Genomic DNA, 26,474 nt, shown 5'->3' with positions numbered 1-26,474 from the left:
GGCAAAGTAGCGCGGAAGAAAGTCCGTTGAGTTCAAAGGAACACTTCCATCGGCCCGTGATTGACGTTCCGAACAACTGGAGACAATCCATGGCAGACTATCCGAAACCGCCGTACCCCGCCCAGCGGCAGCCAATGCCCGGATCGACCGCGAAGATGGACCCGAGACCTGATCACGGCGAGACCAGCTACAAAGGGTCTGGGAAGCTTGCAGGAAAGAAAGCGGTGATCACGGGCGGCGACAGCGGTATTGGCCGGGCGGTGGCGATTGCCTATGCGCGCGAGGGGGCCGATATCCTGATCGCCTATCTCGACGAGCATGAGGACGCGCACGAGGTCAAGGCGCTGATCGAACAGGAGGGCCGCAAGGCCGTGCTGGTCGCGGGCGACCTGCGCAGTCCGGAACACTGCCGCTCCGTCATCAAGCAGGCTGTCGAGGCATTGGGGGGCGTCGATATCCTGGTCAACAACGCGGCCCATCAGGCCACCTTCAAGGACATCGGCGACATCAGCGACGAGGAATGGCAGTTGACGTTTGAGGTAAACATCCACGCGATGTTCTATCTTACTAAGGCAGCGGTCCCCCACATGAAGCCGGGCAGCGCGATCGTCAATACCGCCTCGGTGAATTCCGATATGCCTAATCCGATCCTCTTGGCCTACGCGACGACAAAGGGCGCTATCCAGAATTTCACCGGCGGACTGGCACAAATGCTGGCCGCGAAAGGCATTCGCGCCAACGCGGTGGCGCCAGGCCCGGTCTGGACGCCCTTGATCCCCTCGACGATGCCCGAGGACGCCGTGAAGAATTTCGGCAAGCAGGTGCCCTTGCAGCGTGCGGGCCAGCCCGCCGAACTGGCCACGGCCTACGTGATGTTGGCAGACCCGTCATCGAGCTACACATCCGGAACAACCGTCGCAGTCACTGGCGGCAAGCCGTTTATCTAAGCCGGTATCCGCTCCGGCCTCGTACTTCTCGCACAGGGCTCTATGGGAACTCATTCCTTTCCGGGAAAGATAGTCTCCAATACCTGCCGTGCCGCGCCGCGGATAACGCCAACCTCGTCTGGATCGCCCTTGGCGAGCGCGATCGAGAAATTTTTGGCCTGCTGAAGCGTGATATGAGGGGGAAGGGGTGGCACCTCTGGATCGGTTTTCACCTCCAGCACGACCGGAACATCGCTGGCGAGGGCCTGATCCCAGGCTGATCCAAGAGTGTCGGGATCATCGACATAAATCCCGCGCAAACCAATCAACTCTGCAAAGCGCGAGTATGAAACGTTCGGAATCCGCTGTGACGCCTCGAACTTTGGGTCGCCGTTGATGATCCGCTGCTCCCACGTGACCTGATTGAGATCCTCATTGTTGAACACACACACGATCCAGCGATGATCCTCCCATTGCCGCCAATATTTGGCGACCGTGATCAGCTCGGCCATGTTGTTCATCTGCATCGCACCATCGCCGATCAAGGCAATCACGGGGCGATCTGGATTGGCATATTTGGCAGCGATCGCATAAGGCACCGCTGCTCCCATCGACGCCAATCCTCCCGAAAGAGAAGCTTTCATCCCGTTGCGCATTTTCAGATCGCGCGCAAACCAGTTGGCGCAGGAGCCGGAATCGCTGGTGATGATCACACGTTCCGGCAATCGCGGTGATAACTCCCAGGTCACGCGTTGCGGATTGACGGTTTCGGCCGGCTGCCGGGCGCGGTCTTCCGGCGTCTCCCACCAGCCCCTGACGCTGGATTCGATGTTCTTGCGCCATTCTCCAGCCTGTTTCTGACGAAGCCGCGGGAGCAAGGCGCGCAGCGTTTCGGCGGCATCGCCAACCAGCCCGACTTCCATGGGAAATCGAATCGACAGCATGCTCGCATCGATATCGATTTGCACTCCACGAGCGCCGCCTTCCTCTGGAAGAAACTCGGAATAGGGAAATGCCGATCCAATCATGAGCAGCGTATCGCATTCCGTCATCAGTTTGTAGCTGGGCTCAGTTCCGAGCAGACCGATCGAGCCTGTTACCCAAGGCAAATCGTCTGGGAGAACGGCTTTGCCGAGCAGCGCCTTGGCGCAACCCGCGGATAACTTGTCAGCTACCGCGATGACCTCATTCGATGCAGTGCGCCGGCCCCGACCAATATCGCGACCTTTTCGCCCGCGTTCAGTACCTCGGCAGCCCGGTCGAGCTCAACGTCATGCGGCACGATCTTCGGCGGCGCGTAACCGATCCCGGAGTGCAATGTACCACGCGCGCGAGTCGGTTCCTCATAGGGCTCATCCTGCAGGTCGTTAGGCAGGATGATCACCGTCACGGTCCGGCGCGACAGCGCGATCCGGGCGGCGCGATCGATCAGATGTCGGACCTGCGCTGGAGAGGAAGCCTGCGCGACATAGGCCCTGCCAACATCCTTGAACATCGAAACCAGGTCGAGCTCCTGCTGGTACTGTCCGCCAAGTGCATTTCGTGCCTGCTGACCGACGATGGCTAGAACCGGCTGGTGATCCAGCAGCGCATCATACAGCCCCGTGATCAGATGGGAGGCGCCAGGGCCCGAAGTTGCGATGCAAACGCCCAGCTGGCTGGAAAATTTTGGCATAAGCCGATGCCATAAACGCAGCCATCTCCTCGTGTCGGGCCTGGATGAACTGGATTTTTCCATCACCACGATTGAGGGCGCCAAACACGCCGTTAATGCCGTCGCCGGGATAACCGAAGATATGGCGCACGCCCCAGTCGTGGAGACGCTGGACGAGAAAATCACCTACAGTTTGAGACACGGAAAACTCCAATTAGCGAAGCGGCACTCGGCCAACAAATGAGAGGCGGGAGGTGTTCCAATTCGCCAGCGTGCGGCCAGGCAAGCCGGCGCGAAGCCGAACGAGCCGGATCGGCTTCACTGCGCGCTGGAGGCAAGGGAGCTTGTCCGGCCGCAAGGACCTCAGGTTTCGGCTAACTCCTGGACCACGTGTTCAGACGTGCCTGCCTTGGGCTCGACCCGGTTTGCCGGTAATTGCAGGACGACAGCTCGTTGCCCCGGCGTCAGATTGGTGAGCAGCACGATGGCACCATTCGAAAATTCCAGCGCATCGTGATGTTGGCCGGCGTAATCGAGGCCTATCTGACGAAATCGCGCCAAGCGGGCATGAACGTTGCGCCTGAACAGGAAGCCGTCCGTGCGGGCGTCAGCCTCGAATGCGATCTCGGTCCCGGGACGAAGGCAGACCGCGACGGTTGGGCTGTCGGGATTGGCGAAACCGCGCGTGGTCGTGGTTTGGAATTTGGTCGATACCAGTGTTTCCGCTACTTCTGCGGGACGACTTGCGACCGCATGCAAGCTGTAATCGCACATGGAGCGCTCCTGCAAACAGTTACCCAGCGATCCATGAAACCCTCCTGCACCCATTTGGTTGCTATCTGGGGAAAAAAGGCCATCGCCGGTGAAGGGTGGTCTGTGAGGAGTTCGGGATCGATCTCTCCTTGCCGGATTTGACCTTGGCTATACCGCTCTATTGGGGGACATGAAGGCGCCCCTTGTGGGAGGAGCAGGTTCGCTCGACGGTCACCCTGAAGATGCGCCCGAAGCCCTCAAGACTGATCTTGGCGAGACCCGCAGCCGGGAACGATTGGAAGCACCGAAAATTGATAACTTGATTTGGAATACTTACCCAAACAGGAAAGGTTCGGACCATGAAATATCTGGCTTCCAGTTTCGCTCTGATCCTCTTGGCGACGCCGGCGCTTGCGCAGTCGGTCGGAGAAAAGACCGGCGTGAACTCGGTTCTGGGCGTGGCACCAACCACGGCGGACTTCGTGAAGGAGGCTGCGATCAGCGACATGTTCGAGATCCAGTCCAGCCAGCTCGCGCAGGAGCGTGGAAACGCCTCGGAGAAGCCGTTTGCCGCCAGGATGATCAAGGATCACCAAAAGACCTCGGACGACATCGAGGCAATGATTTCAAGCGGCGATGTAAAAGCCGAGCTGCCGACCGCGCTCGATAGTTCGCACCAGAGTTCGCTGGATAAACTGAAATCACTGAAAGGGTCGGACTTCAGTTCGCGCTATAGCAGCGATCAAGTGAGCGGCCATAAGGACGCCGTGTCACTGTTTGAGCGCTACGCCAAGGGCGGCGAGAACGCGAAATTGAAGGATTGGGCGGACAAGACCCTGCCGACGTTGCGGCATCATCTGGAGATGGCTCAGGATCTGGCAGCAGGCAAGACAGTCGGAAAGCATTAGGCCTTCGGCGGATTGGTCTAGGGATTATGGGACGTCCCGGCGCCCGTAATCCCGAACCGATTCCTGGTCTGCTTGAAGCGCGGCAGGTGGCGGCATGCCTTCCCGCGCATTGTCAAATCACGTGCAACTTATTTTATCTGCGCGGGTTGTTACCTCATGCCAGTCGTTGCCGCGCCATGCCCTTCATCCCATGAAGGGCTTCAATCCTTCAGAGCCCGCGATACTTCATGATCGGATATCGGACACCATCATCACTTGGAGCGGCGAAGAGGCGACCGTCTTTCGCAGCTTTTGCGTTGCTCGCGAGGACGGGAGTGTCGCATGGAAAGGATACGTGTTCGATGGCTGGGGAAATGTGCTGGGCGGCTGAACCTGGATGCGCATCCAGCGCATCCGCATCGGTTTCTTTCAATCCATCACGCAAGGTTGTCGATCGTTAGAGGTAGCGCTTGGGAGTAGCGAAATTGCCGCCACGCAGGGCGCTCCATGCGGTGGGCGTTACTATTTTCTTGCGTCCTTGGGGTCTGCATCGCGATGCTTGGCTTCGTCCGTGTTTTTTGCCGCATCCTTCCGTTGCCAATCATTAAGAGTCTCGCGAGAGACACCTTCGTCCGCCTTGTCGGATTTCTGACTATTGTTCACCTTCATGTTGGCATTCCTTTGTTGTGGCGTTTGATCGAACGCCTCACAGGTTCGACACAGCCACTGTTAAGTGGTTCAACATCATTTGGCGCCGCCAGCGGCAAGGCCCTACCGGCTGAAAGATCCCCGCGCAGTTGCCGGCAGGGTTCCGGCATCGCCTGCCTATTCGGTCTGCTCAATAGCGGCAGGCATCTTTGCCACCGACATCAGCGATCGAGCGACTTGGTTGAGCAACTGGTCCGAATTTTCTTCTTCCGCCAGCGACTTCGACAATAGCGCGACGATGGCGCTGTGACGGAGCTGCTGGGCAAGATTTTTCACCGTTGTGTAAGCGGAGATCTCATAGTGCTCCACACGCTGCGCCGCTCCGATCAGCGCGAGGTCGGCAGCCGCGTCCTCCTTTTTCTCACCTTCGATCATGATCTCCTGGCCTTCCTCGACAAGCCCCATCATGCCCTTGCAAGGTTTCGTACGAGCTGTCTTTCCGAGCAGTTCGAAGCACTCATTGATGCGCTCTACCTGATTTTCGGTCTCGGCGAGATGCTGTTCGAACAGCTCGCGCAACTGATCGAAGCGCGCTGCCTCGGCCATCTTCGGAAGTGCTTTTGTCAGTTGCTTTTCAGCGTGCAGGATGTCGCGGAGTTCGTCGATCAGCAGTTCGCCCAACCCGTTCGCATTGACCGGCGGCGAACTTTCCGTCACGATCGCGGTCGATGCACCCGCCTCTGCCTGAATCGCTGGCGATTCCGTAAAGACCCAGCCATTGCCTTCGTTCCAGGGTCCGCGAGCGTCGATCTCACCATGCTCGCCAGCGCCGGTTGAATCATTGAAGAACTGGTCGACCAATCCTGGTGTCGGCGCGATGCGGCCGATGCTGAAAGCTGGCTTGCCCATGCTCTCGAGCGCCAGCGCGAACGCCTTCATGTGGGTAATTTCGCGAGTCATCAGGAACTGTAGTGCGTCCTTGGTACCCGCGTCGTCGCAGAAATTGATCAACCGTTCATAGACGATCTTCGCGCGGGCTTCGGCCGCGATGTTGCTGCGCAGGTCGACGTCGAGTTCGCCGGTGATCTTCAGGTAATCGGCAGTCCAGGGGTTGCCCTGGGAATTGAACAAGTTCACCCCGCCGCCGCCTGCGATTGCTATCAGGGGGTCGGCTTCTGCGGCCTGACGATCGAACTTTGCCGGCTTGAGGTGCATGCGGGCAAGGGTCCCCACGATTTCGAGATGGCTCAGTTCCTCGGTGCCGATATCCATCAGCAGGTCTTTGCGATCCGGATCCTCGCAGTTCAAACCTTGTATCGAATATTGCATCGCGGCTGCGAGTTCGCCATTGGCGCCGCCGAACTGCTCGAGGAGCATGTTGCCAAAACGTGGATCCGGTTCGTCGACGCGGACGGTGAACATCAGTTTCTTGACGTGGTGATACATTGGAGGGCCTCAAAAGCGAGATGGAATATCAATTCGAACTGTAGGCGCTGTCGTTTGTTCCTATTCGGTTCGAAGGATTCGCTTGCGGCCGATGCTGCCTCCGAACTGGACAGCAGCGCCGCTTCCTTTGGAAAGTTGGATTTCGACGGCAGGGAAGGACCTTTAACGGCGGTTCGCGCGTTGGAAATGTACGTTCCTTTGTGATCGTTAGAGTCATGTTCAAAGTAGCTAAGTTGTCGGCAAATTTCTCTGGCCGCGGTCCAAGCTTTCCGGTTACCGTCCGGCCAACCAGAGCGGATGTCACGGTCGCGCAATCTATCGCCCGCAATACAACGCCGGCTCCGGAGCAGGTAGCTCGGGCTCTGGCGTGGGGCGCCGACGAGAAGGTCCTTCTGGTCTTGGCAGCCGCCGGCTGGCTTGCCTCGCGCGGATGCACTGAGCCGCTGCGGCGCGTCGGCAACCACGCTCTGCTCGTCACGGTCGCAGCTTCGCTGTTGCCCCATGGTTTGAAGCGTCTATTCGACCAGACCCGGCCGGACCGTCTAACGGTCGTTGGTCACCTCCATGGTGTTCCGTTCTCCGGCAAACGCCAGGATGCCTTTCCTTCCGGCCATGCGCTGCACATGGGAGCCTTGGCATCGGCCGCCGACGCGTTGCCGACCGGCCCCCGCCGGGCGATCCGGGCGTTTGCGATAGGACTGTCCCTGACGCGCATAGTGGTTCTGGCGCACTGGGCGAGCGACGTCGTCGTCGGCTTCGCACTGGGGGCGGTTCTCGAACGGGCCCTGCGGCTTTGGACCGGCTACCCGGGCGACACTTCAGCAGAGGACAATCATGCCAACCCTTGAAGACTTGAAGGGATACGCGGAGCGCGCGACCGGTCTGCGGCGCCCCGGCAAGCGGAAGGCCATGGACCTTGCGCGAGTGCGAAAACCCCACAAGGTCCACTTCAAGGACGATGGTCTCGTCCCAAATCATCCACGCTGGCCGCTGATTATCTATCGAAAAGCTGTCGTGTTCGATGACCGCCAAGACCCTGCGGCCGTGATCGAAGATCTGTTCGAAGCGAACGGCTGGGGAGACACCTGGCGCAACGGCATCTACTATTACGTGCACTATCACTCCCGAATCCATGAAGCGCTTGGCGTCGTGCGGGGCAAGGGTCGCGTCCGGTTCGGTGGCAAGAAGGGGAGGATATTCACGCTGAAGGCTGGCGACGTGGTCATTCTGCCTGCTGGCACGGGCCACCAGTGCCTTTCGGCGGACGATGAGTTCCTCGTCATCGGGGCCTACCCGCCGACGGGCTCATATGACGAGTGCACGACCGTCGAGGATCGTCCGAGGGCACTGAAAACTATCCCCAAAGTGCCGGTGCCGCGGAAGGATCCGGTCTATGGACGGGGCGGGCCGATCTCGAAACTTTGGAAGGGACCGAATTGACTGAATATGTCATCCGCTTTCTGGTCGGAGGTGCCGTCGTATCGGCCTTCGCGATGCTGGGAGATATTCTGCGTCCCAAAGAGCTTCGCCGGCCTGTTCGGAGCGGCTCCCTCGGTCGCGCTCGCTACACTTGGAATAGCGGTGTATCAGCATGGGGCTGACTACGGCGCCTCGCAAACCCAGGCGATGATTGCGGGAGCGATTGCGCTCGCCGTGTACAGCGTCGCCGTCTGCCACCTCCTTGTCCGCGCGAAGTTGTCGGCGGTGACGGCTACATTGCCATCGCTGATCGTCTGGCTGATTGTCGCGTTCGGGCTGCTGATCTTCGCCGGAGGTCAGACATGACCCCGATCCGCTTTTCGCCGTCATCGCTCAAGGAAGGACGGTGGTACGAATATCTGATCCGCTTCGCGCTCGGCGGCGCGGCAACCGTCTTCACCGGCCTCGTCAGCAGCCACTACGGAGCATTTATCGGAGGTCTCTTTCTCGCCCTTCCGGCCATATTCTGCGCGAGTGCGACACTGATCGAGAAACATGAAATCCGCCGAAAGCGCGAAGCGGGTCTCGTCGGCGAGCGCCGCGGGCAAATGGCGGCCGCGGTCGACTCAGCCGGCGCCGCGCTGGGCGCGATAGGCATGTTGACCTTTGCAATCGTCTTTTCGTTGACCGTGGAGACCAGCGTCGCGACTGCCTTCCTGGCCGCATCGTTTGCCTGGTTGGCTGTCTCGATAGCGGCATGGCACATACGCCGCAAGACGCGCTCAGTGTGGAGAGTGCGGACCGAACAAGCCAGCGGCTCCGAGATTCGACGGAGCCGCTGAGGCGACGCGTATCACGCCGCGGTCGAAGCCTTCGCGTTGACGCCTTTGCGGAGGGCCACCGTGTTGAGCTTGGTATTCGCCGCCTTCTCCTCATTCAGGTTGGTGGTGAGGAAACGTACGATCTCGTCATGGCCGAGTTCCTCGGCCCAGGCTATCAACGTCCCGTAACGGCAGATCTCATAGTGCTCGACGGCCTGAGCCGCAGCGACGATGGCGGCATCAAGTACGGCCTTGTCCTCGATCTCGCCGGTGATCTCATCGGCTTCCTTGATGATTCCGTCGATGGCCGGACACTGCGTCCCGCCGGCTTCCTTGCCGAGCTTTTCGAATGCCTTTTGAAGCCGCTCGACCTGCTTGTTCGTTTCTTCGAGATGGGCCTTCAGGCCGGCGACGAGGTCACGGTTGGTCGCTTTGTCGATCATTTTGGGCAGCGATTTGATGATTTGCTGTTCGGCGTAGTAGATGTCCTGCAGACCATGGATCAGCAGGTCTTCCATAGATTTAATGTCCTTGGTGAAGATTCCCATTTGACCTCTCCTTTCATGATGGCAATGGAACGCCGCAGGCCGCCGGCTGTTCCATTCGAGACGAGACCTCGGGAAGAACCAAAATGACCGGCGGGAAGGCCTGCCTGAGGAGCGGAGGAACGGTGATCGGCGGCGCGTGTTGAATGCAAGCCGCCGAGTTGTGTCGCGGCTTCGATAAGGTTTGGGATGACGGACGAAACGATCTTGACCACTGGTATCGTCGCTCCCGGCGCTTCCTGCCTCCCGTGGGTCGAGATCGATAGCTTCAATCTCGAATTGAAGGATGAGGAAGGATTCCTTGGAGACCGCGCGAGCAAAGCGGCCTTCCGGGAAACGCTCGAAGAGTGGCGGAAGCCGCTGCGCGGGTCTGGCGATGGCCCGTTCGGCAAGGAGCCATCCGAAAACATCAGCAAGAAAGAACTCGACGCTACCTTGGTCGGCGACGACACCGAGGCGTCAGCGGTCGTGCACAGCGCCGTCGAGGATTTCGCGCAGGAACTCGCCCACGTAACGCGCCGCTTCCTCAAAACCAAGGCCTGGGACAAGACCGAGCGCATCGCCGTGGGCGGCGGCTTTCGTGACAGCCGGCTCGGCGAACTCGCGATTGCGCGCGCCGAAATTCTACTCAAGGCCGAGAATTTCAAAGTCGAGATGTTGCCGATCCATCGTCACCCGGACGACGCGGGTCTTATCGGCGCGCTACATCTCGCTCCTTCCTGGACTTTCGAAGCGCATGATTCCATCCTTGCCGTCGACCGGAGGTACGAACATCCGCTGCGACGTCTGGAGACGCGTCGCAAGAAGGCGTCGGACTTCTCCAAGGCGTGCATGTGGAAAGCCGAGCTATGGCGTCATGCCGATAACGAAACAACCCGTGAGATCGCCGTCAAGGACCTCGTCAGGATGCTCAAGGGTCTGATCGCGAAGGCGGAAGACGAGGGGTTTAAACTCGCGCCGTTCGTCGGCGTCGCCTGCCCAGGCGTCATCGAGAGCAACGGCTCGATCAAAAAAGGCGCCCAGAATCTGCCGCGCAATTGGGAGGGCAGCAAGTTCAATCTGCCGGCAAGTCTCATCGGAGCGATCCCCCAGATCGGCGAGCACGACACGGTCGTCGTCATGCACAATGACGGCGTGGTGCAAGGTCTATCCGAGGTGCCCTTCATGCAGGACGTGGAGCGTTGGGGCATATTGACGATCGGCACAGGTCTTGGAAATGCCCGCTTCACCAATCGCGATGGCAAAGGCGAATCCTGATGTCGTTCGATGGTCGGTGCCTGACGCGGTCAGGCAAATAGTTTGTCCAGCGTGATCGGAAAACGGCGAATGCGCTTGCCCGTAGCGTGGTAAACAGCGTTGGCAATTGCCGCAGGCACCCCTACAAGGCCGATTTCGCCAAGCCCCTTGACGCCCAACCTGTTGATGTGCTCGTCGCGCTCTTCCACGAAGATCACGTCGATGTCGTAGATGTCGGCATTTACGGGGATGTGGTACTCGGCGATGTTGGGGTTCATGATCCGGCCGAAGCGGTGGTCCATCATCGTCTCCTCGTGCAGTGCCATTCCGATGCCCCAGACCACCCCACCCATGATCTGGCTGCGGCCGGTCTTGGTATTCAATATTCGCCCGGCCGCCACCGCGCTCACGACGCGCGTGACGCGAATGACGCCAAGCTGCTCGTCCACCTTCACCTCGGCGAAGACAGCCGAGTGCGTATTGCGCGCATGCGAATTGTCTTCAGGAAAATGGTTGAGCTTCTCCTTCTCGATCCGCTCGATCTTCCCGTGTCGCATGGCATCCGCGATCGAAACTGCGCGGCTTTGCCCGCCAATGCCGGCGATCGTTCCGTCGACAAGGATGACATCGGCCCCATCAACACCGGAGAGCGGCGAGCCGGGTATCGCCTTGGCGAGACGCGCGAGCTCTTGGCGAATTTCTTCAGCCGCTCCCAACACCGCATGCGCGCTCGATGCAGCCATCCAGGACCCGCCCTCGACGGGAGCTTGCGGCAAAGTCGAGTCGGCGAGCTTCACGTCAATGTTCTCGATCGGCAGCCCCAGCGCATCGGCCGCCACCTGCGCGACGATAGTATAGGTACCCGTGCCGATGTCGGAGGCCGCGCAGGATACCTCAGCATGGCCATTGGCAGTCAGCACAATGCGGGCTGCGACTGGCATCTGCAATGCCTCCCAGACTCCTGTCGCCAAGCCCCACCCGATCAGCTCCTTGCCATCGCGCGTCGCGCGGGGGGCGGGATTCCGCATGCCCCAGCCAAAGGCTTCTGCCCCCCGGGCGTAACAGTCGCGCAACTGCTTGCTGGTGTAGGGCAGGTCTTCGTTCTGGTCGCGATCCGAGTAGTACCTCAGCCGCAGTTCGATCGGGTCGAGCTTGAGCGCGATCGCCAGTTCGTCCATGGCGCATTCCAGCGCGCAGACACCCGAAGCCGCGCCAGGCGCGCGCATGTCGCAGGGCGTCGAGACATCGAGAGGGACGAGTTTGTGGGAAAAGCTGCTGTTCGGGCTCTTATAGAGTTGGGCCGCCCAGCCGGTGTCGTTGCGCGAAAAGTCCTCGTAGCGCGAGGTAACGGCCGTGGCCTCATGCGTGACGACATCGAGCGCGCCGTCAGGCTTGACGCCGAGACCGACGCGCTCGATCGTCGCGGGGCGGTGACCGAGCCCATACATCTGCTGCCGCGTCAACACAACGCGAACGGAGCGCTTCAAAGCCAGCGCGCCAAGCGTTGCCAGCACCACTTGGTACTGCGGCCGCAAGCCCGACCCGAAGGCGCCGCCGACATAGGGCGACAGCACGCGAATCTCATCGGGCTTCTTGCCGAACACGCTGCACAGAAATTTGTGAACGTTCTGGACGCCTTGCGTCTTGTCGTAGACCGTGAGTCTGTCGTTGGCGCCCCAGACGACCGTGCTTGCATAGAGCTCCATCGGATTGTGATGCTCTGTCGGAATGAAGTATTCCGCCTCGTGCCGTACGGCCGCTCCTGCAAGTGCTCTTGCCGCATCGCCGCGCGGCTTGTGCGGCTGCTCTACCTCGGCGGCTTTGCTGCGCCCGGCTTCGAGATCGGTCGCAAACGCCCGCTTCTGCTGGTATTCGACCCGCACACGCGTCGCGGCGAATTTCGCTGTTTCCCAGTCGTCCGCGAGGACCAGTGCGACCGGCTGGCCGTTAAACTTGATGCTGTCGTCGTATAACGGGCGGAATGGCGAGCCTTCCTCCGGTGCCGTTTCGTCCTTCCAGGCCTCGTCCTTGTCGGCGAGCGGCGGACGATGCTCGTGCGTGAGCACATCAAGCACGCCCGTCACCTTCAGCGCCTCGCTGGTGTCGAGGCGGGTAATGCGCCCGCAGGGAATCGTGGCCTCAACGACGAAGCCATGGACAAGTCCGTCGGCCGTGAATTCGCCGGCATATTTGGCGGCCCCGGTGACCTTAACCCGGCCGTCGACGCGGGACGTGGGTGTTCCAACATAGGCTTTCATCGGTCCTCTCACGCGATCTTCTTGTGAGCTTGCGATTGAGGCGTGGCATTTGCGGCCTGCGTAAGCGTCCGAACGATGGCATGCTGTGCGAGTTCGACCTTGAAGCCGTTATGCGAATAGGCCCTTGCTCCACGCCGTAGAAGTTTCGCAGCGCGGGAGAAATGATCCGCCGTTGCGGTTTGCCCACGCAACGCTTCTTCGGCTTCAAAGCTGCGCCAGGGCTTGTGGGCCACGCCACCAACTGCCACACGCGCCTCGCTGATTCTGTTTCCGTCCAGTTCAAGCGCAGCAGCAACGGAAACCAGAGCGAAGGCATATGATAACCGGTCACGGATTTTCAGATAGCTGTAGTTGTGAGCGAAGCCGCGGGGCGGCAGTACGAGTCCCGTTATGATTTCGCCGGCACTCAGATTGGTATCGATATGAGGCGTGTCGCCGGGAAGCCGATGGAAATCGGTCAGCGCCACCGTGCGCTCGCTGGAAGGGCCTGCGATGTGGACGAATGCGCCAAGCGCGGCCAGCGCCACGCTCATATCGGAGGGATTGGTCGCGATGCATGAGGCGCTCGTGCCGAGGACCGCATGGTTGCGGTTCAGGCCGTCGATCGCCGAGCAGCCGCTGCCGGGAGTTCGCTTATTGCAGGGCGTTGCCGTGTCATAAAAATAGGCGCAACGCGTTCGCTGCATCAGATTGCCGCCAACGGAAGCCATGTTGCGCAGTTGTGCCGAGGCGCCTGCCAGGATCGCGCTTGCAAGCAGGGGATAGCGCTTTTCGATTAGCGGATGGTAGGCGAGGTCAGAGTTCAGCACCAAGGCGCCAACGCGCAGTCCTCCGTCGGCGGTCTCCTCGACGGTATGAAGGGGGAGACGGGAAATATCGATCAACCAGGAGGGCTGTTCGACATTCTCCTTCATCAAGTCGAGCAGGTTGGTACCGCCGGCAATGAACTTGGCACCAGGATGGGCGGTGAGCAGGAGGATCGCGTCGGCGACGTCCGTGGCACGGGAATACCGGAAGTTCATCATGGCTGCCCCATGGCCTGCTGGATGGCGGCGACAATGTTAGGATAGGCACCGCATCGGCAGAGATTTCCGCTCATCAATTCCCGGATCTCGTCGGCGTCCCTGGCGCAACCTTCGGCAAGCAAACCGGCTGCCGAACAAATCTGTCCCGGCGTGCAATAGCCGCACTGGAAGGCGTCATGGTCGATGAAGGCCTGTTGCAGAGGATGCAGCGCACCATCCCTGGCAAGTCCTTCGACGGTCACGACCTCCGAGCCGTCCTTCATGACAGCAAGCGTCAGGCAGGAATTGACCCGCCGACCGTCGACCAACACGGTGCAGGCTCCGCACTGACCGTGATCGCAGCCTTTCTTGGTGCCGGTCAGCGCGAGATGGTCGCGCAGCGCGTCCAGGAGTGTGGTCCAGGGCACGAGGTCGAGCGTGCATCCGACGCCATTGACGACGAGCGTGATCGGAATGGGGTCGGGAATTTGATTTGCGGCATCAGCCACGTCGTCACCCCTGCGATTGAGGCCGAACGGGGAAGACCTTGACGCGAAGTCCGCCCTTTCCGCCGGCAATTAGCGCCTAACGGGCGACTGCTCGCGTGGTTCCAATGCAGGGAAGTTTTCCCTTTGGACCAGGTAAATGGACAGCTTCGGCCGGCCGACCAATCGCACGGACTCACCTACCAGAGCCGAGCTCGGAAGGAACCCCGATCGCGCTGCGGACGTTAATTTCGGCACTCGGACGGAGGCTTTCATGACCAACCCGCGCAGCACCGCCAGCATTGCTGGCCACCCCATCCACCCCATGCTGATCCCTTTTCCCGTCGCCTTCTTCGTGGCGACGCTGGTGTGCGACGTCGTGTTCTGGCGCAACGGCAATGCGACGGTCGCAACATCCGCGACCTGGCTGTTGGGCGCTGGCCCGGTGATGGCGGCCCTCGCGGCTGTCGCCGGTCTCGTCGACGTTCTCGGCGATCAGCGTATCCGGGCGCTGAATGACGCCTGGCTTCATGCCTGAGGTAACGTTCTGATCGTCCTGCTCGAACTCTACAATTGGTACACCCGATACAGCGAAGGAACGCCAGCGATCGTTCCGACGGGACTCATCCTGTCGGCGATCGCGGTGGCCGGGCTCCTGTTCACAGGCTGGAAAGGCTGGGAGATGGTGTACCGGCATCGCGTTGGCATCGCCGAGGATCACAGCCAGGTCGCCGGACAATCAACGCAGCGTCTTCGCAGGGCAGCCTAATCGGCGTCTGTGTCCGGACATAAGGCCTATTGAGGCATCAGTGAGTCTGCTGTGCAATGAAATCGATCTAGATTGCGCATTACAGGCGCATCGCGATCCACGCACCGACGAGTAAACGCCGGATGGGATTGCTGGCTTGACGGCGGATAAAGCGGCGATCCGTTGCGAATAGCCGCAAACCCAAGATCTTCCGCCCGATGCCTCGTAGCGAGATCGCAATTTCGAAGCTCCAATGAAACGGCCCCAGCGTCGGGGAATGCGCTGAGGCCGCTCAGGGGAATGCGGCAGGTAAGTGCTTGCCGCGAGGTCTAGGACATCGACGGCCGTCGCACGTTCCAAAAATTTAGTGGCTTCGCCTGAAATTAGGAGTTGCTTGGCGGACAGACAAATCCGTCAAACGGATTTTAACTTGGAGATTGCAACCGCGGACTCGCGGTTTTCAAGTCCCATCGCGGTTGCAAACTTGGTAGGACCTGGGAGGCGGCAAAGCTGTTTGCCGTCTTGGCTTCGGCCTCGTGAGCCCACGGTAATCGGCTCGTGAACAACTTGCTTTTTCACTTTTGAGTCCCCTCAGGCCTCGCAAATTCGCGTGGGGTTCCTATGTACGCCAGCCTACACGAGCGGATCTGTAGCCGTGCCTACGCACGACAAGACGCTTGCAAAGAGACGTGACAAGCCGCAATCTGCACCGGATGGGCTGATGGGCCGCCCGCGTACCCGCGTAGGCTGACAGTGAACTTCCAGGTGACTGTCCTGAAAGTGTCATCCCGACGGCTTTGCAAGCCTGTCGGACCTCGAGCGCGACGTGGTCATCCTTGTCACCGTGGTCGGAGCGCACCACCATGCTGGCGGCATGCATGCCCGAGCTCGAAATCTTCGGAAAAAGGTGTGGTCGAACGGCGCGACGGTGGCTGGCAGATTACCGAGAAGGGGCGGTCCGTGCTGGCACGAATGGAGGCGCGATCCAAAGCCGGTCCGAGGGCGCAAGTTGCTGCGCCGGATTCGCCGACGGCACAGCCCGGTCTTTTGGCCGCCACGGGAGCCGACCGCCGTCGTCCTCAGTGGCGAAAGCGCCGCCGAGCCTCTAATGAAGCCCGCCATACATCGAAGGCGTCGTAGGCGGCACGAACTTGGCTCGCTGGGCCTCGACGTGCATTTGTGGCAAATTCGTTTATGGGTCGTCAGGTCTCGAACAATTGCGGGTTGGAAGCAACGTACTCGGCCCAAAGCTCCCTCATTAATCGCTCCACATCATCAAAGTTAAAGCCGCTCCCATTTGGATGCTTGTTGCCAAATTGACCCATGCGCAAGATCCCCGAACGTGGATCGCCGGGATACGGCGTAAAGGCCGCATCGGTGGGCGTATGAATAATCCCCTGCGGGGAAATATCGAATTGATCGCGCCTGACTAAACAGCTCTCCATAATCGTCTTCGCATTCTTCCCCGCACCAAGATTCAATTTCCTGTAATGGCAGTAAGGGAAATACGGGATAAACTGGAAAAGTTCCGAGAACGCTCTTGCGTCCTTCGCGATAAGTGTAATTCAAAGCCAGGACCTGATCCGATCGCAACCACAGCGGATCGCGAGGGCGGCGATGAATGGCGAGCCCATCGGGAAATCTTTGGAATCACTTGGCCGGAAGGCGATCGGGCGCCGAATTCTTGGATAAAGCGGGCCTCTGGCCGGCGGCATGAGCTTCGCCTGCGTTCAGTTCGCTCAACGCTTCGTAATGGCGAAGATACTCTTGCGCCATTCGCCTTGCGGTAAATCTCTTCTCGAACTGTCTGCGCACTTGATGTCGGTCGAACTCGGAAAGCCGTCCAATCGCCTGTATGGCCTCTGCTTCGCCTGGCACGACAAAGCCTGTGATGCCGTCGTCGATGACCTCTGGCACTGAGCCAGATCTGAAGGCGATCACGGGCGTGCCGCAGGCCATGGCCTCGATCATGACGAGACCGAACGGCTCTGGCCAATCGATAGGAAACAGTAATGCGGCCGCGCTCGCCAGGAATTGCCGTTTCGTTTGATCATTTACCTCTCCGATGAGCTGGACTTGTGCTCCGTCGATCTGCGGCTCGAGCTTTTCCTTGAAATAGTTCCGTTCTCCGCGCGGCACCTTGGCTGCGATACGAAGTGGCATTTTGACTGCGCGCGCGATCCGGATCGCGGCTTCCGGTCCCTTCTCGGCCGTCAACCGGCCCAGGAAGGCGAGGTAGGAGCCGGGCTCGAAGGAAGGGCGGAAAAGGTCTCCCGGCAAGCCGTGGTAAACCGTGCCCAGCCAGTTTGCCTCTTTCAGCGGGCGGCGCTGGTTATCCGATATCGAAACAAACGGCGCATCGGGAAAACGGCGGACTACATCTGAAAAGCCCGGCAAGTCCATGCGTCCATGGCAGGTTGTTAAAAAAGGTGCGCCGAGTCGGGTCAGGAGCGGCAAGTGCAACCAGTCGATATGCGTATGAATGACATCGAATTCGCTCGCATGCCGGGCAACGGCTTCCAACAGCGCCGCGGTGGCAACCATCGGGTCCGTCCGTGGACGGCCGAGACGAAGAGCCCTAGGCCAGACTGCATGGAGCCGGGCGGAGGTTTTGGAGTCGCCGCTGGCGAATAGCGTCACCTCATGCCCCAGGTTTACCAGCTCATCGATCAGACAAGCCACCACCCGCTCGGTGCCGCCGTAAAGCTTCGGTGGAACACTTTCGGCTAAAGGCGCTACTTGGGCAATTCGCATCGGCGTTCCACCATTGAGCTATCAGGTGCTCTCGATTCAAAAACCAGTCAGACCACCGGTCGCTCATATCTGCACAGCAGATCGAGCCAATCCTCTAACAGTCGGCTCATCAGAAAGTTCTGCCGCACGCTTTCTTTCGCCCTGGAGCCGACTTGCTCGCGGAGCCCCGGATCCTTCAAAAGCTGGACCATTCTCGCGGCCGCTTGATCTGGCGTACTCACAAGAAATCCGTTCCATTCGTTCTTGATCTGATGACGGATGCCGCCAACGTCGCCGCCGATCACAGCCGCGCTTTCCACATTGCTTCGGTCACGGTGAGACCAAAACCTTCGCGGGTCGACTTCTGCAGGACGACCGCCGCAGATCGCTGCAGTACGTTCACCAGGGTTGGATCATCGACCGCAAGAACGATGATGCTTTCATCAGCAACGCTCTTGATCGTCTCGAGAATTTTCCCACCCTCCGGATCGTCGGTGGCATTGTTGCCGACAAGCACAAGCGTACAGTCGACCTGATCTCTCGCCTTTCGAAAGGCCTCAATGACGCCCATCGGGTCCTTCCATCGATCGAACCGCGAAATCTGCGTCACCAATGGACGATGTGTCGGAATTTTGTAATTCCTCAGGAATTCCCTTATCTCCCCATCGGACATCTCGCGGTTCTTCGCGTAAAGCGGATCGATCGCTGGGGTAACGAACCGTTGATCGACCGGAATATCCTGGCCGTATTCGGGCAGCGAAGATAGCTGCATTATATTGATCGACGAATTGGCGCAGATAGGTCCATACCGGCGCGTAGGGCGACTAAAGATCGACGTGACATTGCCAGAGCCAAGGCATTTCGCGATCGGGGAAATGGCTGATCAACGGCAGAGGCTGAGGATCATGCACGATGATCGCGTCGCAATCGTCCAGATGAAGCCGCGTGGCATTTTCGAACACGACTTGTTCGTAGATCGTCTTTTCAGCTTCCGAAAAGTCCAGGCTCTGGCCTTGCAACATATTGTGAAGTTTTTTGATGCAGCCGAAGTAGCTGGGTGTTCCCTGAATCAAGTTCCAATCGGTTTCGATGCCCGTTGCATTCATCATCAGGGTTAGCGGCGTCAGCAACTCGGTGACGCCACCGCCGCAGAACGTCGAACTGACGTGGGCGACACGCATCGTGCGTACCCGATGCGGCGATCCGCTCGACCGACGCCGCGCCGAGTAACGGCTCATACTGTTCGAGCGAATGAAGGCCGAGGGTTGATCGCTGTACGGTGGAATTCAGCATGTGCATCGAAAGTCACCATTCAGTTCACGGCGTCGCCGGGTTTGCAAAGCCTGAAAATTGGCAAGGCAAAGCGCAGTTGATCAACACCTCCCGGCGTTCCACTTCTTCCCATTGGCAATAAGTCCGAACGCGCTCGGAAGTTGCCTACGGCTGGCTTCCGGTAGGGGATTGACTGGATGAATGTCTGTTCATCCGGTGCGGAGTCATGCGCACTATCGGAAAGCCGGTCCGGTGCTTTACCAGCAACTACTATCGTCCGAGCTGTTCGCCTTTAATGCGTCGATCGCTCTCTTGGCGATCATTGCGCAACGTGCCGCGTACGGGTTTCGTCCGCAAAACAAACCCGGCCGCAAGGCCGGCTGCTTTCTCAGTGCATATGACTGATCAGATAAATGCCGCCGCCCACCGCGATGATCGCCGGCACGGCCCACAGGATGATTACGGGCATTTTGTCTCCTACATTCCTGGATAACGAGGGGATATAACACGCCAGGAACATCCACGTTCCAGTCGGGAACAAGTGGCAATGGGCGTAGTTTTCGGATTGTCTCATTCAGCGGCTGGAGAAAATCGATGAAGAAATTGATTTTGGCGGCTGCGGCCGTCGCTGTGCTGTCAACCGGCGCGATGGCGCAAACCACGGTTACCACCGGCGCCTCGCGGGCCACTGTTCAAATCGAGCCGGAGGCCCGTACCAGGATCAAAACCTATGTGACCGAGCACAAGGTGCGTCCGGTCACGGTCAAAGAGCGCATTGCAGTCGGCGCGACGGTGCCGAGCGATGTCGAGCTAGCGGCGGTGCCGTCCGACTGGGGACCGTCGCTCACGAAGTATCGCTATGTCTATTCCAACGATCGCGTTCTGCTGGTGGATCCCAGCAGCCGTGCGGTAGTGCAGGAAATCGACTGAGGCCATGTCGGCTGCCTGCGTGAGCAGGCAGCCGTTCAGCTGAATCAGCTATTCAACCGGCTATTGCAGCTATAGCTACCGCCGTGTTGTTCGACCGGCGTTTGCCTTGCGAACGGTGGCCCTGTCGGGCCGAAGCCTGCACCGCTAAAGCGAATGCGGTTGGTGACTGCGTAACACTGGAACTGTTGGCGCTTGTCAGTGCGCGCTGCACGGATGCGTCGGGGCGTCCTGCATCGATCTAAAGGCAGAAGCAATCGCGTCACCGATGGAACGATCGCAGTGCCACTCGGTTTTTTTCCGAGCGCACTCTCGCATCCCGAAGCGCGACGGTCTGTCGGGCGCACTTCATCTCTTCGATCATAGAGCAAGCGAGCAACTCAGGAGGAGATAGCAAGCAGCAGGCACAGCAGCCGTCACGGCAGAACCAGAGTGAGCAGAACACCGACCAAGAAGGCGACGGTGACTGCGTGCAGGGGCGCTTCCGGTACTGGGAGCAGTAAGCCTGGCGATGGCTATCGCGCTCGGTCTTGCGGCGATGGTCATGATCGAGGTCAACCGGCTCGCGACCGACCTGCCACGCTATCAGTCTACGTTGGGCGAAAAGATCCATAATCTACGGGATAGGCTAGGTAGCGTTGGCGTGCCAAGAACGCATCCAGCCTGTTAAAGGACCTGGACAGGGAATTGAAATCGCCCGGACGGGATGACGCTCAGACGGCCGGGCCTCATTGCCGGACGGCCCGGCAAAAGCGCCCCTACTGGTCGAAGTCCATCAGCCAGATCCGGGCGCGTCTGAGGCATTGATCGCCACGTTGCGACCGCTCGCCGGTCCCTTCACCACCTCGGGAATCGTAGTGATTTTTCAGATCTTTTTTCTCTTTCAAAGAGAGGACATACGCGATCGTTTCATCCGATTGCTTGGCAGCGAGGATTTAGAGCGGACCACGGCCGCCCTCGATGATGCAGCGCAGCGGCTCGGAAGGTTGTTCTCGACCCAACTCGTCTTGAATGCGACCTTCGGCGTAGTCATAGGTCTTGGTCCCGAGCGCGCCTCTTTGGGGATTGCTGGCGATGGTTCTTCGATTTGTGCCTTACATCGGCGCAATCCTGGCCGCTGGTTTGCCTATCGCTTTGGCTGCGGCGGTCGGAACTGATTGGACAATGACGTTGTGGACGGTGATCTTGTTTGCGGTAGTGGAACCGTTGACCGGGCATGTCGTCGAGCCGTTGGTTTGTGGGCGAACTGCCGGTCGCGGTGGTCGTCGCCGCTTCATTCTGGACCTGGCTGTGGGGACCTTTGGGTCTGTTACTCTCAACTCCCCTCACGCTTTGCTTGTTTGCAAGGCACGTCGAACGTCTTCAGTTCATCGATGTGATGCTGGGAGACCAGCCGGCACTGACACCTCAGCAAACCGCATATCAACGCATGCTGACGGGCGATCTGCTCGACGCGATCGAACAGGCCCGGTCGTTCCTGAAGGACGGGACCGCCCTGGCTTATTACGAGGAAATTCTGCTTGGTGCCTTGAGACTGGCCGAGGCCGACGCCGCGCAAGGCCGGTTGACGACGCTCGGCTCGAAAATATCCACGACACAGTTTCGGAGATCATCGAGGATATCGCTTCGCACGAGACCGTTGAGGTGAAGGCGATTGGTGAAGCTTCCGCCAAGAAGGCGAAAATTGTCAACATTGACGCCCGTAAGCTGGGCAAGCCGGTATTCTGCCTACCGGGCCTGGGTCGGCTCGACGATTGCGCGGCGCTAATTGTCGCGGATGTGCTCAAGCGCGAAGGATTCAACGCCGCGTTTCCGGCGCCGACACCGAAATTGATGCCGGCAACGCGGACACGATCTGCGTCTGCTTTCTGGAGGAAGTGTCGGAGGCGAGGCTGTCGTTTACGGTCCGAAAGTTCGCCCGACGGGTACCTTCGGCCGAGATCATCGTTGCCGGTTGGGAAATCAGTTCGAAGCCGACGAGAAGCAACCGCGTGATGAGGGTGCGCCGCGCTCGCTTGCGGCCGTTATCGCCGCAACAGCCAAAAACGCCAGTGTCAAGACGTGTCGGGAACACTAGGCGATGTCCACGAATTCAGGCTTAGCACATCGCAAGGAATATTAGGCCATGCAACAGATCGCTCCGGGATCGCCATCGGCTCGCAATTTAACCTAACCGCGACGGTATGAACGAACGCGGACGCTTACTTTGAATCCGACGGAGATCGGCTCGCCGTCACCTGCCTTATCGCCCGTAAGAGTTCTTCCGGATGATAGGGTTTGTGCAAGGACAGACTGCCTGGCACTGGACGGGCAACTACCGGCGAAAATCCGGTCGCGTAGATCACGAACAGTCCCGGATTATGCTCGCGACAGCGTTCAGCGATCTGCCATCCGTCGACCTCTCCAGGCAGCTTTATGTCGGTGACCAGCACGTCGGCGGTCTGCCGCATACACCATGCCACCGCCTCTTCCCCGCTGCTCGCCTGGATCACGTCGTAATCTTCCTCTCTCAGCGCTTCAACTGTAAATTCGCGGATAAGCTGGTCGTCCTCGACAACGAGTATGCGCACGGTAATGTCTCAACTTCCGAGATCTGATAGAAATCTGAACGGCCGAACCTGCGCTGCCGTTCCCGACGCTGAGATCGGTTCGAGTCTCGAAATTTTGCAGGTTGGCCCAGCGGACTTCAGGGCGAGAAAACTCAGAGTCTGCCCAACCGTTGCTAGAGTTCTACAACCTGGCGATAATAGCGGCGCCTTCGGTGAAGGCGACCCTGAGAGCTTGGGGGCCGACAGCAATTTTCCCTCAGGGGCGGCAAGATGGAAGCGGTTACTGCTGCCGGGCCTCCCGATACCTCGCTCAGAAGACGAGCGGCGATTTACCTTTTGACGGTATTCCTTCGCCGCGTCCCTGAGGTTCTGCCTAACCTCATCGTCGAACCGGATCACATAGTCCATCGCTTGGCCTCCTGCGCTAAAACGTAAACGACCCATGCGCTCAAAAGTTCATGCCAATCGGTCGCGCAAGCGGTAGAGTAGAGCGCTCATGGTCGGCTTACCCCTGTGCGTCTGGAACGGCCGTAGCCGGTGACAAAGCGCAAGCTACGCTCAAGCACCGCGCCGATCACGAGGCCAGCCAAGACATCGCTCGTCCAGTGGGCAAGCAGGACGATGCGGGTTAGCACCAGCCCGGCGCCGGCAGCCCAGATTGCGTTGCGCTGCGCGGGCGGCAACTCGGTAGCGGCGGATGTCAGCGCGCCGATATGGATGGCATGACCCGAGGGAAACGCGTCGCGCGCTTTGCCGGACAGTGGCACGCCGTGCAAATTGCCCCGCACGGTGAGGCGATCGGGCCGTTCCTGATCAAACGTTGTTTTGAGGATGTGCGGCAGGAAGGTCGCCGCAAGCGTAATGAGCAGCACGTGATCGCTTGTTCGCCGTTGCTCGGCCGGTCGATTGCGGCACCAAATCCACCAGCCCGCGGCCAGGCCGCAGAGCACATGCTCATCGGCACCCCAAGTGACGATCTGGGAAATCTCCTCGGCGGGCGCATTGGTGTTTCGCGCGATGGCACGGGCGACCGCGATATCGGTTCGGGTAGGTTTGACAATCGCAAAACCAAGCAACTACAGGAAGTCATGAAAGCGGTCGATCCGGCGTTACGCCCGCACGCCATTCACTGTCATGTCGTCAGAAGCATTGGCCCGTCCGCCTAGGATGCCTCTCGATGCATCTGTAGCGGTTTAGGGCTGACCGGCGCCGCCGGACGCGCCGTAAACGGCGCCGGTCGTGAAGCTCGCATCAGCTGCGGCCAGCTGTACATAGATCGAGGCGAGCTCGGCCGGCTGGCCTGGCCGCTTGAAAACCGTCTGGCTGCCAAACTTTTCCAGTTTTTCCATACTCGCTCCGCCGGAGGCTTGAAGCGGTGTCCAGATCGGACCGGGCGCCACGCCGTTCACGCGGATGCCCTTGGGCCCGAGTTGCTTGGCGAGGGATTTCACGTAGTTCACGGTCGCCGCCTTGGTCTGCGCGTAGTCATACAGATCCGGCGACGGATCGTAAGCCTGCTCGGAGGTCGTCGCGATGATTGCCGAGCCAGGTGTCAGGTGTGGCATTGCAGCCTTGATCCTTGATCATCCAGAACGGTGCGTAGATGTTCGTTTTCATCGTGGCATCGAACGCTTCACTCGTGATGTCCATGATGGAATCATGGGCCTGCTGTCGTGCGGCGTTGCAGATCAGCACATCCAGACCGCCCAAGGCTTTCACTGCATCCGCGACAAGCTTCTGGCAGAAGGCCTCATCGCGTAGATCGCCGGGGATCAGCACGCCATTGCGACCTTCATCCTTGATCAGCTTGAGCACTTCCTGCGCATCGGGCTCTTCGTCCGGATAATAGTTTATCGCGACATCGGCACCCTCACGAGCATAGGCAATCGCCGCCGCACGTCCTCGCCGCCGGTGATCAACGCTTTGCGACCGCTCAGGCGGCCGCTGCCCTTGTAGCTGGCCTCGCCATGATCCGGCTTTGGTTCCATTTTGCTGGCAAGACCGGGCCATGGCTGCGACTGACGCTTGAACGGGGGCATCACTTGGAAATGGGATCTTGCATGGGGTGTGCCGTGGTTTGAGGGGTGGCGGGAAGGGCGGTTTGCGCGAACACAGGTGCCGCGGCCACCGTCATCAAGCCGGCGCCCAGGCTTCCAACAACTTCGCGGCGGGAGAAAAGGTTCATAAGATCGCGCATGTTGGCTCCTTGTCGGCGCGATCAACGTATCGCGCTCTCAATCGATCCAATTTTTAAGGTGCGACCCGTACGTTTTGGATGTCTTTCAACGGTTCAAAAACGAAATCCGCTTGCAAGTACGCGGCTAGCGCACCAGCGTTAGCCATAGTTCAAGCCGCTGCTTTGCGCTGTCAGCACCGCGTTGCCGTCCGACGATTGTAAGGCGAGCGGTTGGTGAGCCTGAGTGAAATACCTTCGCGCTGCGCCTTGCTGCGGATCGCCGCCAGCGACCGTTGCAATTTGATGGTCATGACGCTCGTTGGCGTCTGCCTTTTGCAAGCTGCTACGGCATTCGCACCTCGGCCGTAGCTCCCAACGAGAGATGAGCCAGCGGTTCTGAAAGCCTTCAGTCATCAATAAGAAGGGACTTTTTCAACCCAATCGACCCAAAGCTAACATCGGACTTTGTTGGCTGCGCGAGCTAGTTGGCGGCCGCTCTCTTCCCGTCGGACTGAGCAGAAGCGGTCAATTGCATCGCTGCGGCGTATCCAGCCTCAGTTAGTTTGCTCACGGTAACGTCACCACGATAGGCACATTCAATTATTTTGCTGGCGATGATCCGACGGGCACGGTGTTTCTCACTACCTGCAGGAAGAACTAAGCACGCACGCTCAAGGGCGACTTCCATTTTGGCTATGGTTTTGCGATCGAAGGTATCCGTAATCATCTGACTTTTCCTCGCCCCCAAAAATACGGCGCTTAAACGTATCGTTTGTCTGTCCGGTTCCCGACCGTGGTTGAAGAAAAATTCGGCCCGGACCCTATGGGCGCAACTCGATCGGGGTTCCCCGGGGCGTAGCGAAATTTAATGTCAGGAACCCGACTTAGCGTGGTAACTTCTCACGATGACCGCGAAGACCTCGGCTGTAACCGGTGACAGAGAGTGTTGCATGCTCCCGCCTGGAATTGCGCGGTGAGCCATGTGTGAGAAATGCAAAGAATTAGACGAGAAAATTGCTCGCTATAGTCGGTTTACCGCTATGGCACTTGATCCCCTTACAACGGATCGCATCAAGCAGTTGGTCGGCGACATGGAGCGGATAAGGGACGCTATGCATCCCTCCCATCGATCGCCCGCGGAATGAGGTCCATTTTATAGACAGCATTTTGCCGTCGTAGCGGGCGGACACCACTGGTTTGTCAGGTACCGAACAGACAGGGGAGAGAAACGGCTTTTAGATCCGTCATGGGGCGCAGACTTGAGAGAACCCATGACTCCAAAGCGCAGACGCGTAAAACATACGGCGACCTTTGAAGAGCGATTAATGGAAGAAGCGGTTAAGTTTAGAGAGGCCGCTGATCAGCAACCTCCCGGTAGCACGGCGCGCGAACTGCTTCTGCGGCGCGCCCGGCAAGCCGAGACGGCATCAGGCATCAACAAATGGCTTAGCTCTCCCGGCATACAGCCGCCCAAGGCATTGAAACACCTAGTTGCCGATCAGAAGGAGTGAGGTCATCTTGCCAAGCCGTCAGGAGCGCGGTTCATAGCGGTGTTTCGCCTGTTTTTGTGCGGCGCGATGGCGAAATAATCTACGCTTTGTCAGGTGGATGACCTACGATGTTGAGATTATCGGGTATCCATCAAGGCACCGATAGCTGAGAGTTCTTTGCGCTCCCGCCTGTCCCTCAGGAGCGCGCTATGAAAAACCTTTTGCTCAACCAGCTCAGCCAGGACGACTTCAAGCGACTTGAGCCGTATCTCAAGATCACCTCTTTCAAGCAGCACACGGTGTTGTTCGAAGCCGAACGGGTAATCCAGCACGTCTACTTTCCGACGGGTGGCGTGGTGTCTTTGGTCGTGACGCTTGAGACAGGGGAAATGGTCGAAGCGGCGATGGTCGGCTCGGACGGCGTCGTTGGGGCTTCGGCGGCGCTTGACGGACGTATTTCTCTCAGCCGCGGAATTGTCCAACTGGCCGGCGATATC

At 59.3% G+C, this 26,474-nt stretch carries 29 protein-coding genes and 6 pseudogenes; 15 read left to right on the top strand and 20 right to left on the bottom strand.

Annotated features, from left to right (window positions below; translation table 11 throughout):
• Positions 1 to 89 precede the first annotated feature (89 nt).
• Positions 90 to 947 carry an SDR family oxidoreductase gene (locus ACVWVY_RS02160; protein ID WP_456624837.1) on the top strand — a complete coding sequence of 286 codons (858 nt, stop codon included), beginning with the start codon at positions 90 to 92 and terminating at the stop codon, positions 945 to 947.
• Positions 948 to 997: 50 nt separating this feature from the next.
• On the opposite strand, the pseudogene ACVWVY_RS02155 reads toward ACVWVY_RS02160, so the two are convergent.
• A pseudogene (locus tag ACVWVY_RS02155) lies at positions 998 to 2,782 on the bottom strand (thiamine pyrophosphate-requiring protein).
• A gap of 161 nt (positions 2,783 to 2,943) precedes the next feature.
• Positions 2,944 to 3,354, bottom strand: a complete 411-nt coding sequence (locus ACVWVY_RS02150) for a hypothetical protein (protein WP_456632072.1) — start codon at positions 3,352 to 3,354, stop codon at positions 2,944 to 2,946.
• A 338-nt stretch (positions 3,355 to 3,692) separates the two neighbouring features.
• On the opposite strand from ACVWVY_RS02150, the gene ACVWVY_RS02145 reads away from it, so the two are divergent.
• Together ACVWVY_RS02145 and ACVWVY_RS02140 are read left to right on the top strand one after the other, a co-directional pair.
• On the top strand, positions 3,693 to 4,241 hold the full coding sequence (locus ACVWVY_RS02145) for a DUF4142 domain-containing protein (protein WP_456624836.1): 549 nt from the start codon (positions 3,693 to 3,695) through the stop codon (positions 4,239 to 4,241).
• Between the two features lie 94 nt (positions 4,242 to 4,335).
• Complete coding sequence (locus ACVWVY_RS02140; RefSeq protein ID WP_456624835.1) at positions 4,336 to 4,611, top strand: hypothetical protein; 276 nt, start codon at positions 4,336 to 4,338, stop codon at positions 4,609 to 4,611.
• A gap of 131 nt (positions 4,612 to 4,742) precedes the next feature.
• Here the strand turns inward: ACVWVY_RS02140 and ACVWVY_RS02135 are convergent, their stop codons facing one another.
• Positions 4,743 to 4,889 carry a hypothetical protein gene (locus ACVWVY_RS02135; RefSeq protein ID WP_456624834.1) on the bottom strand — a complete coding sequence of 49 codons (147 nt, stop codon included), beginning with the start codon at positions 4,887 to 4,889 and terminating at the stop codon, positions 4,743 to 4,745.
• Between the two features lie 156 nt (positions 4,890 to 5,045).
• On the bottom strand, positions 5,046 to 6,314 hold the full coding sequence (locus tag ACVWVY_RS02130; RefSeq protein ID WP_456624833.1) for a DUF892 family protein: 1,269 nt from the start codon (positions 6,312 to 6,314) through the stop codon (positions 5,046 to 5,048).
• A 215-nt stretch (positions 6,315 to 6,529) separates the two neighbouring features.
• On the opposite strand from ACVWVY_RS02130, the gene ACVWVY_RS02125 reads away from it, so the two are divergent.
• The 4 genes and pseudogenes from ACVWVY_RS02125 (at position 6,530) to ACVWVY_RS02110 (ending at position 8,575) form a co-directional block, all read left to right on the top strand.
• Positions 6,530 to 7,162, top strand: coding sequence for a phosphatase PAP2 family protein (locus ACVWVY_RS02125; RefSeq protein WP_456624832.1), 633 nt, complete (start codon positions 6,530 to 6,532; stop codon positions 7,160 to 7,162).
• The gene (locus tag ACVWVY_RS02120) at positions 7,149 to 7,754 is read left to right on the top strand and encodes a cupin domain-containing protein (RefSeq protein ID WP_456624831.1); all 606 of its coding nucleotides are present in this window, start codon (positions 7,149 to 7,151) and stop codon (positions 7,752 to 7,754) included. The genes ACVWVY_RS02125 and ACVWVY_RS02120 overlap by 14 nt, the downstream gene beginning before the upstream one ends.
• Positions 7,751 to 8,099: pseudogene (locus ACVWVY_RS02115) on the top strand (DUF3147 family protein). The gene ACVWVY_RS02120 and the pseudogene ACVWVY_RS02115 overlap by 4 nt, the downstream one beginning before the upstream one ends.
• Positions 8,096 to 8,575, top strand: coding sequence for a DUF3147 family protein (locus tag ACVWVY_RS02110; protein WP_456624830.1), 480 nt, complete (start codon positions 8,096 to 8,098; stop codon positions 8,573 to 8,575). Before ACVWVY_RS02115 ends, ACVWVY_RS02110 begins: the two are co-directional and overlap by 4 nt.
• A gap of 11 nt (positions 8,576 to 8,586) precedes the next feature.
• Here the strand turns inward: ACVWVY_RS02110 and ACVWVY_RS02105 are convergent, their stop codons facing one another.
• Positions 8,587 to 9,102, bottom strand: coding sequence for a YciE/YciF ferroxidase family protein (locus ACVWVY_RS02105; protein WP_456624829.1), 516 nt, complete (start codon positions 9,100 to 9,102; stop codon positions 8,587 to 8,589).
• 186 nt (positions 9,103 to 9,288) lie between these two features.
• Between ACVWVY_RS02105 and ACVWVY_RS02100 the strand changes: the two are divergent.
• A pseudogene (locus ACVWVY_RS02100) lies at positions 9,289 to 10,356 on the top strand (ROK family protein).
• Positions 10,357 to 10,385: 29 nt separating this feature from the next.
• Here the strand turns inward: ACVWVY_RS02100 and ACVWVY_RS02095 are convergent.
• Genes ACVWVY_RS02095 through ACVWVY_RS02085 form a run of 3 tightly spaced genes read right to left on the bottom strand, consistent with a single transcriptional unit; the run spans position 10,386 to position 14,106 of the window.
• Positions 10,386 to 12,593 carry a xanthine dehydrogenase family protein molybdopterin-binding subunit gene (locus ACVWVY_RS02095; RefSeq protein ID WP_456624828.1) on the bottom strand — a complete coding sequence of 736 codons (2,208 nt, stop codon included), beginning with the start codon at positions 12,591 to 12,593 and terminating at the stop codon, positions 10,386 to 10,388.
• A gap of 8 nt (positions 12,594 to 12,601) precedes the next feature.
• A complete protein-coding gene (locus ACVWVY_RS02090; RefSeq protein WP_456624827.1) occupies positions 12,602 to 13,618 on the bottom strand; it encodes an FAD binding domain-containing protein in 1,017 nt (338 codons plus the stop codon).
• On the bottom strand, positions 13,615 to 14,106 hold the full coding sequence (locus ACVWVY_RS02085; protein WP_456624826.1) for a (2Fe-2S)-binding protein: 492 nt from the start codon (positions 14,104 to 14,106) through the stop codon (positions 13,615 to 13,617). Before ACVWVY_RS02085 ends, ACVWVY_RS02090 begins: the two co-directional genes overlap by 4 nt.
• Positions 14,107 to 14,356: 250 nt before the next feature.
• Between ACVWVY_RS02085 and ACVWVY_RS02080 the strand changes: the two are divergent.
• Positions 14,357 to 14,851 (top strand): annotated as a pseudogene (locus ACVWVY_RS02080) (DUF2231 domain-containing protein).
• Between the two features lie 1,181 nt (positions 14,852 to 16,032).
• Here the strand turns inward: ACVWVY_RS02080 and ACVWVY_RS02075 are convergent.
• From ACVWVY_RS02075 to ACVWVY_RS02055, 5 genes are all read right to left on the bottom strand, one after another.
• The gene (locus tag ACVWVY_RS02075) at positions 16,033 to 16,311 is read right to left on the bottom strand and encodes a hypothetical protein (RefSeq protein ID WP_456624825.1); all 279 of its coding nucleotides are present in this window, start codon (positions 16,309 to 16,311) and stop codon (positions 16,033 to 16,035) included.
• 169 nt (positions 16,312 to 16,480) lie between these two features.
• Positions 16,481 to 17,584 (bottom strand): glycosyltransferase family 4 protein, encoded by a 1,104-nt coding sequence (locus ACVWVY_RS02070; protein WP_456624824.1) that lies wholly within the window; start codon positions 17,582 to 17,584, stop codon positions 16,481 to 16,483.
• Positions 17,585 to 17,631: 47 nt separating this feature from the next.
• Positions 17,632 to 17,868 carry a hypothetical protein gene (locus tag ACVWVY_RS02065; protein WP_456624823.1) on the bottom strand — a complete coding sequence of 79 codons (237 nt, stop codon included), beginning with the start codon at positions 17,866 to 17,868 and terminating at the stop codon, positions 17,632 to 17,634.
• Positions 17,865 to 18,335, bottom strand: coding sequence for a glycosyltransferase (locus tag ACVWVY_RS02060; protein WP_456624822.1), 471 nt, complete (start codon positions 18,333 to 18,335; stop codon positions 17,865 to 17,867). The genes ACVWVY_RS02065 and ACVWVY_RS02060 overlap by 4 nt, the downstream gene beginning before the upstream one ends.
• 52 nt (positions 18,336 to 18,387) lie before the next feature.
• Positions 18,388 to 18,744, bottom strand: coding sequence for a hypothetical protein (locus ACVWVY_RS02055; RefSeq protein ID WP_456624821.1), 357 nt, complete (start codon positions 18,742 to 18,744; stop codon positions 18,388 to 18,390).
• Between the two features lie 292 nt (positions 18,745 to 19,036).
• Between ACVWVY_RS02055 and ACVWVY_RS02050 the strand changes: the two genes are divergently transcribed.
• The 4 genes and pseudogenes from ACVWVY_RS02050 to ACVWVY_RS02035 all read left to right on the top strand — a co-directional run bounded on the left by ACVWVY_RS02050 (position 19,037) and on the right by ACVWVY_RS02035 (position 21,410).
• Entirely contained in the window at positions 19,037 to 19,240 is a 204-nt protein-coding gene (locus tag ACVWVY_RS02050; RefSeq protein WP_456624820.1) for a hypothetical protein, read from the top strand.
• A 189-nt stretch (positions 19,241 to 19,429) separates the two neighbouring features.
• The gene (locus tag ACVWVY_RS02045) at positions 19,430 to 19,765 is read left to right on the top strand and encodes a DUF1236 domain-containing protein (protein WP_456624819.1); all 336 of its coding nucleotides are present in this window, start codon (positions 19,430 to 19,432) and stop codon (positions 19,763 to 19,765) included.
• 1,071 nt (positions 19,766 to 20,836) lie between these two features.
• Positions 20,837 to 20,953 (top strand): annotated as a pseudogene (locus ACVWVY_RS02040) (hypothetical protein); the annotation flags it as partial.
• A 25-nt stretch (positions 20,954 to 20,978) separates the two neighbouring features.
• A complete protein-coding gene (locus tag ACVWVY_RS02035) occupies positions 20,979 to 21,410 on the top strand; it encodes a hypothetical protein (protein WP_456632480.1) in 432 nt (143 codons plus the stop codon).
• Between the two features lie 150 nt (positions 21,411 to 21,560).
• On the opposite strand, the gene ACVWVY_RS02030 is transcribed toward ACVWVY_RS02035, so the two are convergent.
• From ACVWVY_RS02030 to ACVWVY_RS02020, 3 genes are all read right to left on the bottom strand, one after another.
• On the bottom strand, positions 21,561 to 21,836 hold the full coding sequence (locus ACVWVY_RS02030; protein ID WP_456632479.1) for a hypothetical protein: 276 nt from the start codon (positions 21,834 to 21,836) through the stop codon (positions 21,561 to 21,563).
• A gap of 127 nt (positions 21,837 to 21,963) precedes the next feature.
• Positions 21,964 to 22,332, bottom strand: coding sequence for a response regulator (locus tag ACVWVY_RS02025; protein WP_456624818.1), 369 nt, complete (start codon positions 22,330 to 22,332; stop codon positions 21,964 to 21,966).
• Positions 22,333 to 22,805: 473 nt separating this feature from the next.
• Positions 22,806 to 23,183 (bottom strand): phosphatase PAP2 family protein, encoded by a 378-nt coding sequence (locus tag ACVWVY_RS02020; RefSeq protein WP_456624817.1) that lies wholly within the window; start codon positions 23,181 to 23,183, stop codon positions 22,806 to 22,808.
• Between the two features lie 78 nt (positions 23,184 to 23,261).
• On the opposite strand from ACVWVY_RS02020, the gene ACVWVY_RS02015 reads away from it, so the two are divergent.
• The gene (locus tag ACVWVY_RS02015; RefSeq protein WP_456624816.1) at positions 23,262 to 23,477 is read left to right on the top strand and encodes a hypothetical protein; all 216 of its coding nucleotides are present in this window, start codon (positions 23,262 to 23,264) and stop codon (positions 23,475 to 23,477) included.
• Positions 23,478 to 23,504: 27 nt separating this feature from the next.
• Here the strand turns inward: ACVWVY_RS02015 and ACVWVY_RS02010 are convergent.
• The 3 genes and pseudogenes from ACVWVY_RS02010 to ACVWVY_RS02000 all read right to left on the bottom strand — a co-directional run.
• Positions 23,505 to 24,347, bottom strand: a pseudogene (locus ACVWVY_RS02010) (SDR family oxidoreductase); the annotation flags it as partial.
• Between the two features lie 2 nt (positions 24,348 to 24,349).
• Complete coding sequence (locus ACVWVY_RS02005; protein WP_456632478.1) at positions 24,350 to 24,508, bottom strand: hypothetical protein; 159 nt, start codon at positions 24,506 to 24,508, stop codon at positions 24,350 to 24,352.
• 460 nt (positions 24,509 to 24,968) lie between these two features.
• Positions 24,969 to 25,214: a hypothetical protein gene (locus tag ACVWVY_RS02000; RefSeq protein WP_456624815.1), complete on the bottom strand. Its 246-nt coding sequence runs from the start codon at positions 25,212 to 25,214 to the stop codon at positions 24,969 to 24,971.
• Positions 25,215 to 25,758: 544 nt separating this feature from the next.
• Here ACVWVY_RS02000 and ACVWVY_RS01995 point away from each other — a divergent pair.
• Positions 25,759 to 25,998, top strand: coding sequence for a hypothetical protein (locus ACVWVY_RS01995; protein WP_456624814.1), 240 nt, complete (start codon positions 25,759 to 25,761; stop codon positions 25,996 to 25,998).
• A 116-nt stretch (positions 25,999 to 26,114) separates the two neighbouring features.
• Here ACVWVY_RS01995 and ACVWVY_RS01990 read toward each other — a convergent pair whose 3' ends face one another.
• Complete coding sequence (locus ACVWVY_RS01990) at positions 26,115 to 26,309, bottom strand: hypothetical protein (RefSeq protein WP_456624813.1); 195 nt, start codon at positions 26,307 to 26,309, stop codon at positions 26,115 to 26,117.
• Positions 26,310 to 26,474: the final 165 nt, after the last annotated feature.

Source organism: Bradyrhizobium sp. URHC0002 (genome assembly GCF_054059515.1).
Note: the sequence above shows the minus strand (reverse complement) of the source record. Positions and strands in the feature narration are given on the sequence as shown.